This is a genomic window from Citrobacter sp. CK206 (genome assembly GCF_030333125.1).
Taxonomy (GTDB): Bacteria; Pseudomonadota; Gammaproteobacteria; order Enterobacterales; family Enterobacteriaceae; genus Citrobacter_B; species Citrobacter_B koseri.
Genome location: NZ_JAOWGM010000023.1, coordinates 390709 through 408795, shown reverse-complemented (window position 1 = coordinate 408795; position 18087 = coordinate 390709). Strand labels below are relative to the sequence as shown.

Annotated in this window: 19 protein-coding genes; 10 read left to right on the top strand and 9 right to left on the bottom strand. The window is 51.5% G+C overall.

Annotation, left to right across the window (positions count from 1 at the left end):
• The first annotated feature begins 53 nt into the window (after positions 1–53).
• Entirely contained in the window at positions 54–380 is a 327-nt protein-coding gene (locus OGX81_RS08630; protein ID WP_012134962.1) for a cupin domain-containing protein, read from the top strand.
• A gap of 85 nt (positions 381–465) precedes the next feature.
• Here OGX81_RS08630 and kduD read toward each other — a convergent pair whose 3' ends face one another.
• The 4 genes from kduD to OGX81_RS08610 all read right to left on the bottom strand — a co-directional run bounded on the left by kduD (position 466) and on the right by OGX81_RS08610 (position 4677).
• Positions 466–1227, bottom strand: a complete 762-nt coding sequence (kduD, locus tag OGX81_RS08625) for a 2-dehydro-3-deoxy-D-gluconate 5-dehydrogenase KduD (protein ID WP_005123393.1) — start codon at positions 1225–1227, stop codon at positions 466–468.
• A gap of 56 nt (positions 1228–1283) precedes the next feature.
• Positions 1284–2120: a 5-dehydro-4-deoxy-D-glucuronate isomerase gene (gene kduI / locus OGX81_RS08620; RefSeq protein WP_024130911.1), complete on the bottom strand. Its 837-nt coding sequence runs from the start codon at positions 2118–2120 to the stop codon at positions 1284–1286.
• A 392-nt stretch (positions 2121–2512) separates the two neighbouring features.
• Positions 2513–3691, bottom strand: coding sequence for an acetyl-CoA C-acetyltransferase (locus OGX81_RS08615; protein WP_104868233.1), 1179 nt, complete (start codon positions 3689–3691; stop codon positions 2513–2515).
• Positions 3692–3798: 107 nt separating this feature from the next.
• Positions 3799–4677, bottom strand: coding sequence for a LysR family transcriptional regulator (locus tag OGX81_RS08610; protein WP_104868232.1), 879 nt, complete (start codon positions 4675–4677; stop codon positions 3799–3801).
• Between the two features lie 104 nt (positions 4678–4781).
• Here OGX81_RS08610 and OGX81_RS08605 point away from each other — a divergent pair, with 104 nt between their 5' ends.
• Together OGX81_RS08605 and OGX81_RS08600 are read left to right on the top strand one after the other, a co-directional pair.
• A complete protein-coding gene (locus tag OGX81_RS08605) occupies positions 4782–5237 on the top strand; it encodes a multidrug/biocide efflux PACE transporter (RefSeq protein WP_104868231.1) in 456 nt (151 codons plus the stop codon).
• Positions 5238–5378: 141 nt separating this feature from the next.
• Positions 5379–6608, top strand: a complete 1230-nt coding sequence (locus OGX81_RS08600; protein ID WP_104868230.1) for an amino acid permease — start codon at positions 5379–5381, stop codon at positions 6606–6608.
• 61 nt (positions 6609–6669) lie between these two features.
• Here the strand turns inward: OGX81_RS08600 and OGX81_RS08595 are convergent, their stop codons facing one another.
• Both OGX81_RS08595 and OGX81_RS08590 read right to left on the bottom strand, forming a co-directional pair.
• Positions 6670–7131 carry a YqeJ family protein gene (locus tag OGX81_RS08595; RefSeq protein WP_104868229.1) on the bottom strand — a complete coding sequence of 154 codons (462 nt, stop codon included), beginning with the start codon at positions 7129–7131 and terminating at the stop codon, positions 6670–6672.
• A complete protein-coding gene (locus OGX81_RS08590; protein WP_104868228.1) occupies positions 7118–7819 on the bottom strand; it encodes a winged helix-turn-helix domain-containing protein in 702 nt (233 codons plus the stop codon). The genes OGX81_RS08595 and OGX81_RS08590 overlap by 14 nt, the downstream gene beginning before the upstream one ends.
• Positions 7820–8508: 689 nt before the next feature.
• Here OGX81_RS08590 and OGX81_RS08585 point away from each other — a divergent pair.
• Entirely contained in the window at positions 8509–9210 is a 702-nt protein-coding gene (locus tag OGX81_RS08585) for a helix-turn-helix transcriptional regulator (RefSeq protein WP_024130913.1), read from the top strand.
• A gap of 32 nt (positions 9211–9242) precedes the next feature.
• Here the strand turns inward: OGX81_RS08585 and rcnR are convergent, their stop codons facing one another.
• Positions 9243–9515, bottom strand: coding sequence for a Ni(II)/Co(II)-binding transcriptional repressor RcnR (gene rcnR, locus OGX81_RS08580; RefSeq protein WP_012134972.1), 273 nt, complete (start codon positions 9513–9515; stop codon positions 9243–9245).
• 120 nt (positions 9516–9635) lie between these two features.
• On the opposite strand from rcnR, the gene OGX81_RS08575 reads away from it, so the two are divergent.
• The 6 genes from OGX81_RS08575 (at position 9636) to OGX81_RS08550 (ending at position 17451) form a co-directional block, all read left to right on the top strand.
• Positions 9636–10496, top strand: coding sequence for a nickel/cobalt efflux protein RcnA (locus tag OGX81_RS08575; protein WP_104868227.1), 861 nt, complete (start codon positions 9636–9638; stop codon positions 10494–10496).
• A gap of 982 nt (positions 10497–11478) precedes the next feature.
• Positions 11479–12012: a fimbrial protein gene (locus OGX81_RS08570; RefSeq protein ID WP_012134978.1), complete on the top strand. Its 534-nt coding sequence runs from the start codon at positions 11479–11481 to the stop codon at positions 12010–12012.
• A gap of 52 nt (positions 12013–12064) precedes the next feature.
• Entirely contained in the window at positions 12065–12814 is a 750-nt protein-coding gene (locus tag OGX81_RS08565; RefSeq protein ID WP_104868225.1) for a fimbria/pilus periplasmic chaperone, read from the top strand.
• Complete coding sequence (locus OGX81_RS08560; protein WP_104868224.1) at positions 12795–15362, top strand: fimbrial outer membrane usher protein; 2568 nt, start codon at positions 12795–12797, stop codon at positions 15360–15362. Before OGX81_RS08565 ends, OGX81_RS08560 begins: the two co-directional genes overlap by 20 nt.
• Positions 15363–15365: 3 nt before the next feature.
• On the top strand, positions 15366–16703 hold the full coding sequence (stbD, locus tag OGX81_RS08555) for a fimbrial usher protein StbD (protein WP_104868223.1): 1338 nt from the start codon (positions 15366–15368) through the stop codon (positions 16701–16703).
• Positions 16669–17451, top strand: a complete 783-nt coding sequence (locus OGX81_RS08550) for a fimbria/pilus periplasmic chaperone (protein WP_024130916.1) — start codon at positions 16669–16671, stop codon at positions 17449–17451. The genes stbD and OGX81_RS08550 overlap by 35 nt, the downstream gene beginning before the upstream one ends.
• A 13-nt stretch (positions 17452–17464) precedes the next feature.
• Here the strand turns inward: OGX81_RS08550 and OGX81_RS08545 are convergent, their stop codons facing one another.
• A complete protein-coding gene (locus OGX81_RS08545) occupies positions 17465–17737 on the bottom strand; it encodes a GNAT family N-acetyltransferase (protein WP_058669118.1) in 273 nt (90 codons plus the stop codon).
• Between the two features lie 11 nt (positions 17738–17748).
• A complete protein-coding gene (yjdI, locus tag OGX81_RS08540; RefSeq protein WP_071257888.1) occupies positions 17749–17979 on the bottom strand; it encodes a 4Fe-4S mono-cluster protein YjdI in 231 nt (76 codons plus the stop codon).
• Between the last annotated feature and the right edge of the window lie 108 nt (positions 17980–18087).

Here is an 18087-nt window from a genome sequence, read left to right as displayed (position 1 = left end):
GGTATGAACTAATTTAGTTGAAACATTGTTTCAATAAATAACAGGATCACCGCATGTTTATTTTTCATAATGAGACGACGCTTGAGGATCTGGGAAATGGCGTTACCCGGCGTATTCTGGCTCACGACGGCAACATGATGGCGGTAGAGGTGAATTTCGAAAAAGGCGCAATCGGGCCGTTGCACAATCATCCTCATGAACAGCTGACTTACGTTTTGTCCGGTGAATTTGAGTTTACTATTGGTGAAGAAAAGCATGTGGTGCGCGCCGGCGACACGCTATATAAACGGCCCAATATCATGCATGGCTGCGTGTGTTTACAACCGGGGACACTGCTGGATACCTTCACGCCAGTACGCGAAGATTTCCTCAACGCGTAAGCCATACGCATCCGGCCTGTACAGGAACCCCTGCGCAGGCCGGATGTTATCGCCTCACCGGGGCGAGGCTTTTACGACATCAGAATTAACGCGCCAGCCAGCCGCCATCCACCGCAACGGTATAGCCGTTAATATAGTCAGATGCGCTGGACGCCAGGAACACCACCGGCCCCATCAGATCGCTCGGCAGACCCCAACGCCCCGCCGGAATACGGTCGAGGATTTCCGCGCTACGCTGCTCATCAGCACGCAGTTGCTGAGTATTGTTCGTCGCCATGTAACCCGGCGCGATAGCGTTCACGTTGATGTTATGTTTCGCCCATTCGTTCGCCATCAGGCGCGTTACGCCCATAACGCCGCTTTTAGACGCGGTGTAGGAAGGAACGCGAATCCCGCCCTGGAAGGAGAGCATAGAGGCGATATTAATAATTTTGCCGCCGTTACCCTGGGCGATGAAGTGCTTCGCCGCAGCCTGAGACATAAAGAACACGCTCTTAATGTTCAGGTTCATGACGTCATCCCAGTCTTTTTCACTGAAGTCGATCGCGTCTTCACGGCGGATCAGACCGGCGTTATTCACCAGAATATCGATGTGACCGAACTCCGCCACCGCACGTTCAAGCAGGGCTGGAATACCGTCAATCTGACGCAAATCCGCCGTCAGACTTAAAAAACGGCGGCCCAGCGCGGTGACGCGTTCAATGGTTTCCGTCGGCTCAACAATGTTGATCCCGACAATATCACAGCCCGCTTCCGCCAGACCCAGCGCCATCCCCTGACCCAGACCGGTATCACAACCTGTGACTACCGCGACCTTACCTTCAAGAGAGAATGCATTCAAAATCATTGTTAATCCTTATTTTCTTAGTGCCTGTCACGGACAGACATGATTGCCGTCCGCGACTAGCGCAGATCTTTTACTGCAACGTGGTCCATATCATCAAAGACCTGGTTTTCACCCACCATCCCCCAGATGAACGTATAGGCCTGGGTGCCGACGCCGGAGTGAATAGACCAGCTTGGGGAGATAACCGCCTGCTCGTTGTGCATCACGATATGACGCGTTTCCTGAGGCTGCCCCATCATATGAAAGACGCAGGCGTTCTCTTCCATGTTGAAATAGAAGTACACTTCCATGCGGCGTTCATGGGTGTGACAAGGCATGGTGTTCCACAGGTTGCCGGGCGCCAGTTCGGTCAGACCCATGCTCAGCTGGCAGGTCTCCAGTACGTCCGGCACGAAGTATTTGTTAATGGTGCGGCGGTTACTGGTGAGGTTGTCGCCCAGAGTGACCGGCGCGACATCGGCTGGCGTCACTTTTTTAGTCGGATAAGTGGTATGCGCCGGCGCGCAGTTGTAGTAGAACTTCGCCGGATTTGCGCCATCAACGCTGGCGAAAACAACTTCTTTCGCGCCTTTACCGACGTATAAGGCATCGCGGTGGCCGATCTCATAGCACTGACCATCGACAGCAATCGTGCCCGGCCCGCCGATGTTGATCACCCCCAGTTCACGACGCTCCAGGAAGTAGGTAACGCCCAGCTGTTTACCGACTTCACCACCAACGGAAACCGTTTTCGCTACCGGCATGATGCCGCCGACAATAATGCGGTCGATGTGGCTGTAAACCATGGTGTATTCATCAGCAACAAACACTTTCTCGACCAAAAACTCGTTGCGCAGCCCCTGGGTGTCCAGCGTTTTAGCGTGCGCGCTGTGGATGCTCTGTCTTACGTCCACATCAACCTCCAATAATAAACCGACCGTGAATGTCAGAACGGAAGGCGAAACACCGTTCCGTTTTACTTTATGCGGTAATGATATCCCTCCAGAAACGGGTTTTCAATTACAAATAAAACGTTGTTTCAGTTTTTCTGCATCTTATTATCAAAAGTGTAATTGCGATCACGTCAGCGCGAGATTTCCCTTTAGCAGGCACAGGCGGAGATACTTAAAATAAAATTAAAAACAATAAGATAGGTTTATCAGGTGGATATGGGAGCAGCGTGCGCTCCTGAAAAGAAACGCCGGATTGCTGCAACCCGCGGCGTCAGGGAGGGGAAATATCAGCACATATTGCGGCTGGCGCGGTTGGCAGCGCCAGTACGGGGAAGCGGAAAATGAAGGCGGTCTTAATCTCGTTCGATAGCAAGCGCCACGCCTTGCCCGCCGCCAATGCAGAGCGTTGCCAGGCCCTTTCGCGCATCGCGTTTAACCATCTCATGCACCAGCGACACCAGAATCCGGCAGCCGGATGCGCCAATGGGATGACCGAGCGCAATCGCTCCGCCGTTAACGTTCACCCGGCGTTCGTCCCACTCCAGCATTTTGCCGACGGATAACGCCTGCGCAGCAAAAGCCTCGTTAGCCTCGATAAGATCCACATCCGCCAGCTGCCAGCCTACCCGTTCAAGACAACGTCGGGTGGCGTAAACGGGCGCGATGCCCATCAGTGCGGGATCGACGCCGACGCTGGCAAAAGCGCGAATACGCGCCAGTACGGGTAAATCCAGTTCCTGCGCTTTGGCTTCGCTCATCATCATGACAGCAGCCGCGCCATCGTTAATTGACGAGGCATTGCCCGCCGTGACCGAGCCGAGGAGATCAAATGCCGGGTTCAACTGGGCCAATCCTTCCGCGCTGGCATCGGTTCTTGGCTGCTCATCAGTATCGACAACGACAGGCTGGCCGTTACGCTGGGTGACAACCGGGACAATCTCAGCTTTAAAACGCCCGGCATCAATGGCCGCTCGCGCTTTTTGCTGGGAACTGAGGGCATAGGCGTCCTGCAATTCGCGGCTGATGCCGTATTCCCGCGCCAGATTTTCAGCGGTAACGCCCATGTGGTAATCGTTAAACGCATCCCACAAGCCGTCGTGAACCAGGCTGTCCACCAGTTGGCTGTTACCGAGCTGCGCCCCTGTGCGGCTGTCGGTAAGAACGTGCGGCGCCCGGCTCATGTTCTCCTGCCCGCCGGCAATGACAATATCCGCCTCGCCGCACTGAATCGCCTGTGTAGCCAGATGCAGCGCTTTCAGGCCGGAACCGCAGACATCGTTGATGGTGATAGCGGAAACGGTGTTGGGCAGCCCACCTTTGATGGCTGACTGCCGCGCCGGGTTTTGTCCTGCGCCCGCCGTGAGCACCTGACCGAGGATAACTTCATCGATAGCATGTACATCAACGCCGGTACGCTCCATCAACGCTTTTACCACCATGCTGCCCAGTTCAACGGCAGAATGGCGGGACAGCGTTCCCTGGAAGCATCCGATCGGCGTACGTAAAGCCCCAACTATCACAACCTCTTTCATCACCACCTCAGCGCAAAATAACACCGCAATAGTAGAGGATTGTTAAAGATAATTATCCTGCTTGTTTAAAAATGGTGAGTTTTATCACAAAGGAAATTGCAGCTATTTTAATCAGCCGGTATACGCCCCTGCTGTAAATGATCGCGGAGCCAGCTTCCCGCCGCGCCCGGCGGCGACTTCTTGTTCCAGAGAAGATCAATCGAGATCGCCTTTGGCCAGCCGGGCACATCCAGTTGCACCAGCGGTTTTTCAGCCGCGAACTCTTCCACCAGTGCGCAAGGCAATGCGCACCAGCCAAATCCCTGCACCGCCATACTCAGTAATAACAAATAGTTAGGTGCAGACCAGGCCGGGCCGCGCGCCACGCTGGCGCCACTTTCCAGATAGGTATTCAGCCGCAGTTCACGCCAGGTATGCAGTTGATCCCATTGCAGGGTTTTCTGCACGGCCAGAGGATGTGAGGCCGCCACGTAGAGTCCCATCCAGGTTTGCATGGGCAGGCGCGTCACCCCCATCTCGGTAGGGTAATGATTGCGCGCTTCAATCAGCCCAACCTGCGCGCGTCCCTTTTGCAGGAGATCGATGACATCTTCATCTTCGCCGATCAGACATTCAAATTCCGTATGGGGAAACTGGCGGTCGAACTGCACCATTAATTCTTCCAGAACGTCTGGATGCAGGGTGTCGGATAGCACGAATGTCAGACGGGTTTCCGTTTCGCCAGACAGGGATAACGCCACCTCATCCAGACGATCGCTTGCTGACAGAATAGCCTGCACATAGCTGAGCACCCGCTTGCCCTCTTCCGTCAGCACTGGCTGTCGTGAAGAGCGATCAAACAGTGAAAACCCCAGATCGGCTTCCAGGTGGGCAATCGCCGTACTGACGGTGGACTGACTTTTCCGTAACCGGCGCGCCGCAGCGGAAAACGAGCCGCAGGAGACCGTCTCAACAAATGCGATCAATGCTTCGGGAGAGTAACGCATAAACTATCTACTTTATCGATGGATTCTATCTTTTAGATATCATATTAAACGATAAAATGCCTGACATTCCGTTTTCCCGGAGATGAAAAAAAAGGTTTGATCCTATGCAACATGATTTAGTCCAACGCCGTTCGCTACTCGAACGCATTTTCCATGCGGTCTGCTTCGAAGGCATTGCCACCGCCATTCTGGCCCCGACTACCGCCTGGCTGATGCAGCGCTCAGTGCTGGAAATGGGAGGCTTAACCATTCTGCTGGCAACCACGGCGATGATCTGGAATATCATCTATAACGCGCTGTTTGACCACTTCTGGCCGTCACACGTAGTGACGCGCACCGCTAAAGTTCGCGCACTGCACGCGCTGGGATTTGAAAGCGGCTTTATCGTTATTGGTGTAAGTATTGTCGCCTGGGCGCTGAACGTCAGCCTGTTGCAGGCCTTCACGCTGGAAATCGGTTTCTTCCTTTTCTTCCTGCCATACACCATGTTCTACAACTGGGCCTATGACACGTTGCGTCTTCGCGTAGTAAGACGCCGCCAGCAGCGCGTTACTGCCTGATAATGCTCTGTTTAGCCGGAACATTCCTCGTTCCGGCGCTTCCTGCCTGCCCTCGCACACCGCTTTAGTTTCCCCAGCCTCATGCCATTTATGGTAAATTGCGCTTCTTTTTGTTTATTTTATAGTTGATACGTTCAAATAATGTCGAAAATTTGGTCAAAAGAAGAAACTCTCTGGAGTTTTGCACTATATGGGACTGCGGTCGGCGCAGGCACCCTTTTCCTCCCCATTCAGTTGGGTTCCGCGGGGGCTATCGTGCTGTTTATTACCGCACTGGTTGCCTGGCCTCTGACTTACTGGCCTCATAAAGCGCTGTGCCAGTTTATCCTCTCTTCGAAAACCTCCGCTGGCGAAGGGATCACCGGTGCGGTAACGCATTACTACGGCAAGAAGATCGGCAGTCTCATCACCTCGCTATACTTTATTGCGTTTTTCGTGGTGGTCCTGATTTACGCCGTGGCGATAACCAATTCCCTGACGGAACAGCTGGCAAAGCAGATGACGGTAGACCTGCGGGTGCGTGTTCTGGTCAGCCTGGGCGTCGTATTGATTCTGAATCTGATTTTCCTGATGGGACGACATGCGACTATCCGCGTGATGGGCTTTTTAGTGTTTCCGCTTATCGCCTATTTCTTATTTCTGTCGCTTTATTTGACCGGAAGCTGGCAGCCCGCGTTATTGACCAGCCAGATGTCTTTCGATCGGCACACACTTCATCAGGTATGGATATCCATTCCGGTGATGGTTTTCGCTTTTAGCCATACGCCCATTATCTCCACGTTTGCTACCGACAGACGTGAAAGATACGGCGAGCAGGCCATGGGTAAATGCAAAAAAATCATGAAGGTGGCTTATCTGATCATTTGCCTGAGCGTGCTGTTTTTCGTTTTCAGCTGCCTGCTCTCCATTCCGCCATCCTATATTGAAGCCGCGAAACATGAAGGCGTGACCATCCTGTCAGCGCTGTCTATGATGCCAGCCGCACCGGCATGGCTCTCCATTTCAGGGATTATTGTCGCCGTTGTCGCGATGTCAAAATCGTTTCTGGGCACCTATTTTGGGGTGATTGAAGGGGCGACAGAGATAGTACGAACGGCGTTACTTCAGACTGGCGTGAAGAAAAGCCGGGCATTTAATCGCGCCCTGTCTATCATGCTGGTCTCGCTGATTACCTTCGTCGTTTGCTGCATTAATCCCAACGCCATTTCGATGATTTATGCGATCAGCGGCCCGCTTATTGCCATGATTTTGTTTATCATGCCGACGCTGTCGACCTATCTGATCCCCGCGCTCAAACCATACCGCTCTCTGGGAAATCTGCTTACCCTGATTGTGGGTCTGCTTTGCGTGTCCGTGATGTTTTTTGGCTAATCTCAATACAAAACGGCTCATCCACCTGAAGAGGGGCGAGCCGTTTTACTCAGTCTTTAATCTATCGGCATAATAGTGAGGGCGACCCGACTGTCGTAAACGTCCAGCCTTCCCGCCAGGGTTGTATCAAAAACGAGAACGTCGCGTCCTTTGATAAATAAATAAGCGGCATGGCCTTGCGTTCATGGCTGCCCTGTAATTCGTCAGACGGATATCGGACCAGATTATGCGTCGTAATAATATAGTTTTGCTGCAACTTCTGGTACGTAAAATAAATAATCCGGCTAATTTTATAAGAACGAGCGTCGGGCGTATTCAACACGCCGGTTAATGTCACGATCCCCTGATGATTATGCATCTGGTAGGTAATATCACCGGCAAAAAGTTCATGGTCAATATCCCAGACGGCATAACCACTGCAATCAATTTTCGGGTTAATGCTGTGTGCATACCAGAATCCTCCGCCGCCCACAATGAAGAACGTGATAATAATAGCCGCTGCCAGTATTTTAATTTTCATCATTTATCGAATAGTAGGTTATACACTTTACGGACGGATTTTCTCTGGCATCCTCCGGGCATATAATCGCCGTGATATTTTTTGCGCTGCTCATTCCAGAGAGAAACACATAGTTATTGTTATCGCAAATCTCGCGATGTTTGTGCATAAAGCGAATATAATTTAGCTCCAGCACATCATTCCCTTTTTGCAGGACGGTACAGGATGAAAAAGTCTCGGAGTCCAGAACCTCATAAGACGACAGCAGCGACTCTGGAGACATATAAAACAGGCTGGCGGCAATGCTTATCACCACCACCAGAAGCGCCAGTCCGCAAAGCGCCGCAGGCAACGAGAGATGGCGCTTTTTTATTGGCGTGTCTACCTTCGGCTCCATTTGGGGTGCAACAATCTGCGCCGGCGCTTCGATCGCTGATGCTTTTGCGGTTATCTCATCCGTCTGAATATTCGCTGAAATCATCATACCGCGACGGGCAATGGTTTTTATAAGATCGCGCGGTAACCCAATATCACTTAACGCATTTCTTAGAATGAGAATCGTCTGATAAAAAGTATTCGCCGAGGTAACATGATTCTTCTCTCCCCAACCCGCTGTAATCAGCTGGTTTTGAGAAACCACCGTGTTGTTATGCTGAATAAGATATAAAAGGATAAGGCTTGCAGGACTTTGTAACGTTACGGTCTTCTGCATTGCGCTATTCGATAACGCCCGATTTCCAGGGTGAAAGTCAACCAGGTTATTAATTGTGTAACATCTGGCGTGTTTTAACAAATCCGACACAGTATTCCTTCTGGCATTCACATGATGAATGCCATGCTACAAAATTCTTATATCGAGATCACTATAAATATTTGATTATGCGATTACTGTCAAACGCCAGCGGTAAAATTACTTATAAATCAAAAACCTTAAGTCAAAAAAGATCATTTGTTCTTAATTAAGACTATTTTTAAAGCATTTTCATGCTCTCCTGATATTATTACGATAAGCTTAAAAAGCACACAAATACATAATTTATTAATTATGAAAAACAATAGCGATTTTACAATTAAGATACAGCAATTAACATTGATGCAACTTTTGTCCATAAATGCCATTTAACAAAATATCTTAAACATTTTTGCAATATAACTATTCCTGGATTTTGCTATAAAAGTCCTGGATGCTAAATTGTTTCTGTCTCTGACGAGACACTGCCCCAGGAAAATAAGTAGCATGTAAATAGCCACTATTATAAATGCATCGCAAGGCTTTAAGAAAAATAGCAATAAGTGATATGCATCGATTTTTTACGCACGCTAATTGCCGTCTGGCAAAGTATTGACATATTTAAAAACGGATGAAATTATGAAATTATCTACGGATAGGGAGGTTCCTGTATGGAGCTGGATGTTAAATTAAAAAACCTTACGTGCAGTAGTTGTTCTTTACATTGTAAAATAATGCCAGAAAAATCACCTCGTTTACAATATTGTGCTAACGCATGTTTTTGTATGTGGCCGGAAGAAAGTATCTACTTTAACAGAGGTGTTATTGAGGGCATTTTAAATAATAATCATAATGCCCGATTAAATGGTTATATTTTTGTCGATTTCTCTATCAGCTTTTTGCGGCTGTTTCTCGACAAACAGTGGATTGATTATCTCGCCAGCACACGTATGGGTATTGTACTGGTGAGCGATCGGAACATGCAGTCGTTAGCCAACTACTGGCGTAAACATCATCCGGCGGTTTCTGTCGTCATTTATCACGATGATGGACTGGCGGTTGCCAATGAAAAAATCAGACAAGTATTTATTGGGCGACATCTGTCTTTTACAAAAGGAAATACCCTGACCCAGACGGAGTTCATCATTATGGGTAACATGGTTGCAGGGAAAAATCCGCATCAAATCGCCGAGTTGCTGAGTATGGATATCCGCAGCGTCTATGCTTATAAACAGAGGATCGAGAAAAGAATGGGCGGGAAGATAAACACGCTGTTTATTCATTCGCATCCACTCTCCAATGAAAAAGCCGCATTCCCAATGATCACAAAGGAATGCAAAGGCTCGCTTATTCATCTGCAAAGACGGCGTTAACATTGAAGACAACAGTCGGGCACCGGTCCCGGCTATTTTATATAGGAATCCAGCACCTTCAGGATCACTTCCAGATCGTCTTCGCGCTTCACTTCATCGCTCTGGTGAACAATGTGTTCGGTCAGATGCCCTTTGATCACCTCACGCATTAATCCGTTCACCGCGCCGCGTATCGCCGCGATTTGCTGCAATACCGCGGCACATTCGTGAGGTTCATCCAGCATTTTTTTCAGTGCGACAACCTGCCCCTGGATTTTACTGGCGCGAGCTTTAAGTTTTTGTTTATCCCGGATCGTATGTGACATAACAACGCCTTATTAACATAAATCATTATGGATTATAGCATTGTGACGCTACTGGGGGGTAGTATTTGGTACTGGGGGGGAGTAGAATGCGGGGAAATAAGACAACTAAGAATCATTCTCATGGGCGAATTTTCAACATTACTTCAGCAAGGAAACGCCTGGTTCTTCATTCCCAGCGCCATTCTGTTGGGCGTATTACATGGGCTGGAACCCGGGCACTCCAAAACGATGATGGCGGCGTTTATCATCGCCATCAAAGGGACGATTAAGCAGGCTGTGATGCTGGGGCTGGCAGCCACGCTTTCACATACCGCCGTTGTGTGGCTTATCGCCCTGGGCGGCATGTACATCAGCAGAGCGTTTACCGCAGAATCCGTGGAACCCTGGCTACAGCTGGTCTCCGCCATCATTATTCTGAGCACGGCGTTCTGGATGTTCTGGCGTACCTGGAAAGGGGAGCGGGACGGATTGGCTAACAGGCTTCCTGCCCACACTCACCACCATCACAACCATGAGCACCACCATCACGACCACGACCATCACCACGACCACCAGCATGTTCATATTTCCCTGAAGGGGCTAACGGACGGATCGCACGCCTGGCAGGATGCCCATGAACGGGCACATGCGACCGATATTCAGCGCCGCTTTCACGACCGGGAAGTGACAAACGGACAGATTTTACTGTTTGGCCTGACGGGCGGCCTGATCCCTTGCCCGGCAGCCATCACCGTATTGCTGATCTGCATCCAGCTTAAAGCCTTCACGCTGGGAGCCACGATGGTACTGTGCTTCAGCATTGGTCTGGCGTTAACGCTGGTAGCCGTTGGCGTAGGCGCAGCCATCAGCGTGCAACAGGCCGCAAAACGCTGGAGCGGATTTAATACCCTGGCGAGAAAAGCCCCCTATTTCTCCAGCATACTGATCGGTCTGGTGGGGCTTTATATGGGAATGCATGGTTATCTGGGCATTATCCACTAATTGTTCCCCGCCTTTTTCCACAAACGTGCAGCGACCCAAGTGCTGCACGTCCGTTCATATCAATTTTTCGCAAGCCATGAGCAGACCGTAGACGGGCGGTAAGCCGCTCTGATGAGTGAAGCGCATTAACGAATCTTTCCAGAAAGTCGCCTGGCCGTATAATTCGATGCTATTACCCAACGCGTATTGCAGTTCCGCGCTTTTGCGACAAGCGCGCAGGCATTGCGGATTTATTGCGGAAAAATTGTTCTCTCCCACGCTCCACATCAGCATAACTCCGCGCAGAAAACACGCTTCATGCGAACAAAACGCACTATATCAACTGGCAACTTAAATACGATTGCATCAATTGTTGATCTTAATCAAATGGGGTTTATTGGAAACTAAGCCTTTTAAGCTCCAAAAGATCCAACAAAATAAAATAAAATTCCTAAAGCAAAGAGTACGCACCTAATAGTCAGCAACAGAAACAGTATAGTGATGCTGATGATTATTATAAAACCGGTATCTATTTACATCACACATTCAATTAATTAACACACAGATATGGAACGACTTTACGGCTAAATCATTAATACCAATAAAGCGAATATCTAATTATCTTAATATCGACACAACCGATCTATTTCCAGTTTTTAATAGCTATCACCTATTACAAAAGATTTATTCGGATGTTTTAAACGATTTTCATATTTAAGATTACTGTCGTTAAAATTCCGGCATAAGAAAAAAGATATATTTTCAGAAGGGCTATTTGTCGCCTGGGACGCATTGTTGAATAAAAACGGAGAAGGCGTGTGCAGCAGCACATTTTTCTATTTCAACGCCTCAATACCAGGATTAATACCAATATTTTCGCCAACACTGACTTAATACAGCAACATTCCAGCACAGTGCCATTTTTATGAATGTCCCTGAGCATTGGGAACACCCTGAATTCTCAGGGTAAATCAACACGACTGAATGAAAATGGAGTTTAGTTATGAAACTGAATCGTGCCCTAATTCCGGCGCTGGTGATCTCCGCGATCTATTCTGCGGGCGCGCTGGCTTCTGATAATACCATTACATTTATGGGAGAAGTTTCTGATGAAACCTGTTCCGTATCGGTAAATGGTTCTGAGGCCTCACCTGTCGTCTTACTGCCTACCGTCACGGTAAACACCTTGAACACCAATCAGGTTGCAGGACAAACGACCTTCGACATCGGCGTCAGCGGATGCACCGGCTCAGCCTCCGGGATCAATATTTCAACCGTCTTCGTCGGAAATAACATCAGCGCCACGACCGGAAACCTGGCCAGCAATGGCTCGGCGAGCGATGTTGAAATTCAGATCCTCGACACCAGTGATACAGAGATCGATTTTCGCAACGCGTTTAATGGCGGCGGAGATTTAGCGCTGGCGGCAAATGAGACATCAGCCACGGCAACCTACAAGGCCCAATATTACTCAGGGGGCGCAGCAACCACCGGTACGGTGCAGGCCTCCATGCAATACGCGGTTTCTTACCAGTAATTTAACCCAGGCGGGAATTTCGTCCCGCCCTCTTTCGACCAGGGAGTAATAAATGAATCCCATTCGCGGCGCCCTGTATTCTCTCGCGGGGTTTCTGTTTATCTTTTTTACACTCTGGAGTGAACACGTCGCCGCCAGTATTACCATGACCGGGACGCGAATTATTTATAATGGTTCAGCCAACTCTGTCGATGTTCATTTAAAGAATAAAGATTCCTTCCCTTACGTGGTCTCAACCTGGTTCGATAATGGCAATATGGCAGACGGGCCGGAGAAATCAGCTCAACTTCCCTTTATCGCCACGCCGCCGGTATTTCGTATTCAACCCGGCGAAGGGCAAATTATTCGGATTGTTTTTACGGCGGCCCAGTCCCTGCCACAAGACAGGGAATCTCTGTTCTATTTTAATTTTATGCAGGTTCCGCCCGCGAATGTGGGCCAACGTAGCCCGGATCAGGGCAATCAAAACAGCCTGCTGATCATGCTACGCAACCGGGTGAAGTTATTTTATCGTCCGGCTGAATTAAACGGTAATCCACAAAAAATGCTGGCGAACCTTCAGGTCACGCGAACGGGTCAAACCGGCATCACCATTAAAAATAATCAGCCTTATTACATCACCATTGCCGGGCTACAGTTGATCAATGCCTCAGAAACCCGCACCCAAAAAGCAGGCATGATTGCCCCTTTCAGCAGTGAGCGTTATGTCTTTACCGACGCCCGATCGGCTGCAAATCAGCGTGTTCGCATCACGTTGATTAACGATCAGGGAGCCAGAATCAGTGAAGATTTTCCTCTTTGATCGCCCGGCGGGTTTCGGCCTGATGGTATGCGTTACGGCATTTTCCGCTGCGACCAGGGCTGATTACTATTTTGATCCCGCGCTGCTCCAGGGGTCCGCATACGGTCATGGTCTGGATCTCCAGCGCTTTAATCATACCCAAGACAGCGTGCCTGCGGGTGAATACGTGCTGGATATTTATCTTAATAACCAGTTGATTCGCCAGCAGGAAAAGATCGAACTTATCGCATCCGCCACGCCGGATAAGGCCGTCGAACCCTGTCTGCCGTTTGAGGTGGTTCGCGCCAGCGCGATTCGCACGCGCTCCTCTGCGGCGTCTTCAACGCCGCACTGTCTGCGCATCAGCGAGACCGGGCAAAAAATCAGTTGGCAAGTGGATATGGCGAAGCTGCGCCTGAATATGACGATTCCTCAGGCCGGGCTTTACCACGCTCCCCGGGGGTATATTCCCGTTTCCGAATGGGACGCCGGAGAAACCGCGCTGTTTTTGCGCCACAATACCAATTTTTATCATACGGAAAATACAGACTCACACCTGCGCTACGACTACCTGTGGAGCAATATCAATGGCGGTTTCAACATCGGGCTGTGGCAATTTCGCCATCAGGGGAACCTCCGCTATGCCGATGACAACCAGACGGGTAGCCACTACAAATACAATGCGGTAGCGACCGCGCTTCAGCGCCCTCTTCCTCAGTTTGAGAGCGTGATAGCGTTTGGGGACAATTACACCAACAGCAGCCTGTTCGGCAGCCTCTCATTCAACGGCATAAAACTGAACACCGATCAACGGATGTGGCCGCAGGGCAAACGCGGTTATGCGCCGGAAGTGCGCGGCGTGGCGACCACAACCGCCCGCGTGGTGGTACGCCAGCAGGGTAAAGTGATTTACGAAACCACCGTCGCGCCCGGCGCTTTTGTTATTAACGATCTCTACAATACCCGTGGCCAGGGCGATCTGGCCGTCGATGTCATCGAAGCGAACGGGCAAATCTCAAGTTTTACCGTTCCCTACTCGGCGGTTCCTGATTCCGTTCGACCGGGAAACTGGAACTATGAGCTGGCAATGGGCTACGTTCGCCACTACTACAGCGTGGAGAATAAATTTGTCGAAGGCGTTTTGCAACGCGGGATGAGCAACACGCTAACCGCCAATTTGGGTTCACGGCTGGCCGATGATTATCAGGCGTTTCTGCTGGGCGGGGTGATGGCAACATCCGTCGGGGCATTCGGCCTCAATACCGTTTACTCAAACGCCAGAGTCGAAAACGACGATAACGAGCAGGGCTGGCGCATTGAGGCCAGCTACAGCAAAACGTTTACCACCGGCACAAATCTGGTGCTGGCGGCCTACCGTTACTCCACCAGCGGTTATCGTGATTTGCAGGATGTGCTGGGCGTGCGCCGTCAGCAGAAAAACAGCGTGGCGTATTATTCGGATACGCTGCACCAGCGTAATAACTTTTCCGCCACGCTCAGCCAGCCGATGGGCGACTGGGGCATGGTTAGCTTCACCGGCAGTACGTCAGATTACTACAGCGACGCGTCGCGCATCACCCAACTCCAGTTTGGCTACAGCAACAGCTGGCGCAACATCACCTTTAATCTTAGCGCCGCCAGACAGCGCAGCAGTTATGCCAGCCGCTACGGCACCAGTGTAAACGACCGGGATTTTGACCGCGAAAACCAGCGTAAATACACCGAAAACACGCTTTCACTGGGGATCTCCATCCCCTTCGATGTTGGCGCCAGCCGCACGCAGCTAAATCTGGATATGAATCGCAGCCGCGACGTTCGCACCGCCACGGTGGGGATAAGCGGCGCCACAGGCGAGAACAGCGCCACATCCTGGGCCGTTTATAGCGGCCTGGAGCGAGATAAGCACGACGGCAGCAGCGCAACCTGGGGCGGCAACGTGGAGCAACGAACCGCCGTCGGCGCGTTTCGCGGCTTTGCCTCCCGCGGCAGCGATTACCAGCAATATGGTCTGGGGATGTCCGGCACGCTGGTTGCGCACCGCGGCGGGATCACCGCTGGCCCCTACACCAGCGATACATTTGCGCTTATCGAAGCGCCAGGCGCACGCGGCGCGGCGGTACGTAACGGGCAAGGCGCAACGGTCGATTATTTCGGCTATGCCCTGCTCCCTTCCATGACCCCCTATCGCTATAACACCGTAAGCCTGGACAGCGGAAACATGAATGCCGAAGTAGAGCTACAGAGCGGCAGCAAGCGCATCGTGCCCTACGCCGGCGCGATTTCCCGCGTGAAATTCATGACCACCAGCGGTAAAGCGGCACTCATCAACACAACGCTTCCCGATGGCGACCAGCCGCCGATGGGCGCTGACGTGACGGACGGCCACGGCGAATCCGTGGGAATGGTCGGCCAGGGCGGGCAAATTTACGCCCGACTGGCGGAACAATCCGGCGTGCTGTTCGTACAGTGGGGGCAAAAATCCACGCAGCGATGCCAGGTCTGGTATCAACTACCGGCTAAAACGCATACGCCGCTGTACCAGCTCACACTACCTTGTCGTCAGGAATAACGTATGAAAATCAGACAGCTCTTTTACGGCCTGTTATTCAGCGGCATGGTTGCGCATCCCGCCTTGTCCGCCTGCATCAAGGTCACGTCAGCCAGCCCCCTTTCTCAGGCGGCGAAAGACGCAGGCTATGTGGGCGCCAGTTGGGGCGGCGTGGGGGATGGCGATGTAAAAGGGAAACTGGGCTTGCCCGGCGTCATTACCTTAAGCAACGGGACGGGATTTCAGAGCGAAGGCACGTTGCTGGGCAGCGCCGCTGCCAGTTTCGTCCCCAATGGACGAACGCAGGGCGTCACGGCCAATCAGATTATGTTTCGCTGTACCGTTTCCGAAATCGGCCAGGTATATGAATACTACGCCACCAACGGCGACGATTACTGGGGAGGCATGGTCGACGTACCGGGAATCGACGGCGCTTACTACACCTACGTTAAAAACGTGGCGGTCAGGCTGACCAATCTAAAAACCGGAGAATATTACTCCCGTTACTGGAAAGCGCGCGCAATCCCGGAAAGTGAAATGTTCAATGACGGCACCTATATCTACATCCCAGCCAGCGCCTTTAGCGACGTATTTGTTGAACTGTTTCGGGTTGATGACAGCGCCAGAGGCGTTGATGGTTCCAACCGTTATACCTATCCCTACGCGGGACCGGCAGGCTATATTGCTTTCCACGGTGGCGGCATGAGTTCAGGGCTTTTCGAGGGCGCTGACAGCCGAACCAACTATAGCGGCTGGGGCGCAGCGCAGTGGCCCGGCGGCTGGACGTTAACCAGCCAGACCGTGTTCGTGCGCGGCGCCGCCTGCCGGGTCAACGACTATCCTGCCATTGTCAGGTTACCGCCTACCAGCGTTGGCGAACTCATCAGCGGCGGCAGCAGTCAGGCTCCTTTTAGCATTAGCGTCGAATGCGAAACCGGGGCGTTGTCCGGCACGACGGCGTCCACCAGCTTAAGAGCATATGTAGCGATGGGATTCCTGGTCAGCAATCCCACCGCAGCCAATGCGGCCTCTCAGTTGGGCCTCAAGACCGGTTCCGGCGCCTATACATGGCTACTCGACAATCATTATGGCGTAAACGGCGTTGCATCAGGCGTCGGCATTCGCCTCTACAGCGACAAGCAAAATGGCAATGCGCTGAATCTTCTGCCCAACCAAATAGCCACAGCCACGGGCAACGCGGGCGGCTGGTACGGCTATCAGGATCTGACCACGCAAACCGCCAGCGGCTCAACCAGCCTCTACAGCGGCGACTTTACCGCCTCTCTGGAAGCGATTCCGGGGGAAAACGTAACAGCAGGAACGGTCTATGCACAGCTCCAGGTGGTGGTCAGTTTTCAGTAACTGGCCCACATACACGCTTCTTATCGTCTGGACAGGATGGACGGCGCCCCCCGCACGGGCCGTGGTCAATACGGAAGTGACTCGCGTTATTTTTAACGCCGGAGAGAGCCATTATTCGCTGGCGCTGGCAAATTCAGCGCAGCACCCTGCCCTGGTTCAAATCTGGACGGATGAAGGCGATCCGCTGAGTCAGCCTGCTGAGACCATCACGCCCATCGTCGCGATACCGCCCGTATTCAAAATGCAGCCGACGGAAATTCGGACGGTAAAGTTACAGCTCGCAGAGAAGCCTGAGTTAGCGCGCGAGCGGGAGTCGCTTTACTGGCTGAATATCTACCAGATCCCGCCGATGACCGATCAGGATGCGAAAACGCGGCAAAAACTCGTGCTGCCGCTGCGCATCCGCATGAAAGTGTTTATTCGTCCACAGGGCGTTGGGCCATTGAGAGAACAGGATGGCGAACGGCTGACCTTCACATTCCAGCCGCAGGAGGCGCAGCTTTATGTTAATAACCCGACGCCGTGGTACATCACGCTGGCAGCGCTGGCGTGCGACAACACCAGCGCAACGCCGCTGATGATCGCTCCGCTGTCTTCACAACCGCTAGCGTTATCCGGGAAAGTGGGACATTGTCGTACCGTCAGGTACGAGCTTATCAACGACCACGGTAATCGCTGGGTTTATGAGAAACCGATAATAAACAGCGGGGCGCCGGAAAATACCGTGGGCAGAAACCCACGGCGATGACCGGTAAAACGCATCAGGCGCGGATATCGTCATACTCGCGCGTTTTATCAAACTCATGTTTGGCGAAAGGACAAAGCGGAATAACCTTGCGGTTCTCCTCGCGCATCTTTTCAACCACCTTCGCGACAAGCTGTTTACCGACGCCCTGCCCCTTCAGGCTGGGATCGACATCCGTATGCTCAATAATGCTCAGATGCTCGCCCGTCGGTACAAATACGATTTCGGCGACCTGATTACCCGCAGCATCATTCACATAAAATTTGTTGTGGCCTTCGAGTATCTCCATCATTTCCTCACTTATTTCTGGCGGTATTTCAGCGCGCCGCTCGGACAGGTATCAATAACATGCACAACCGTTGCCACATCCACTTCATCCGGGATGATCCACGGCTTACGTTTCAGATTAAAGAGCTTCGCACTACCGCGCACGCAATTACCCGAGTGCTGACAAATGGCCGTATTGAAATAGACATCGATTTTCTCGCCGGTATAGGCCCGGTAACCCGCATCCAGTAGTTCCTGATCCATGACATTGCCTCTGTAATTGTTATGTTTTCGCTAGTAAGCATAGCCCCGTCAAAGTGGCGTGGCTACAGGAAAACAGAGGCATTTGCCAGTTGATGAGCAGTCGTCGTT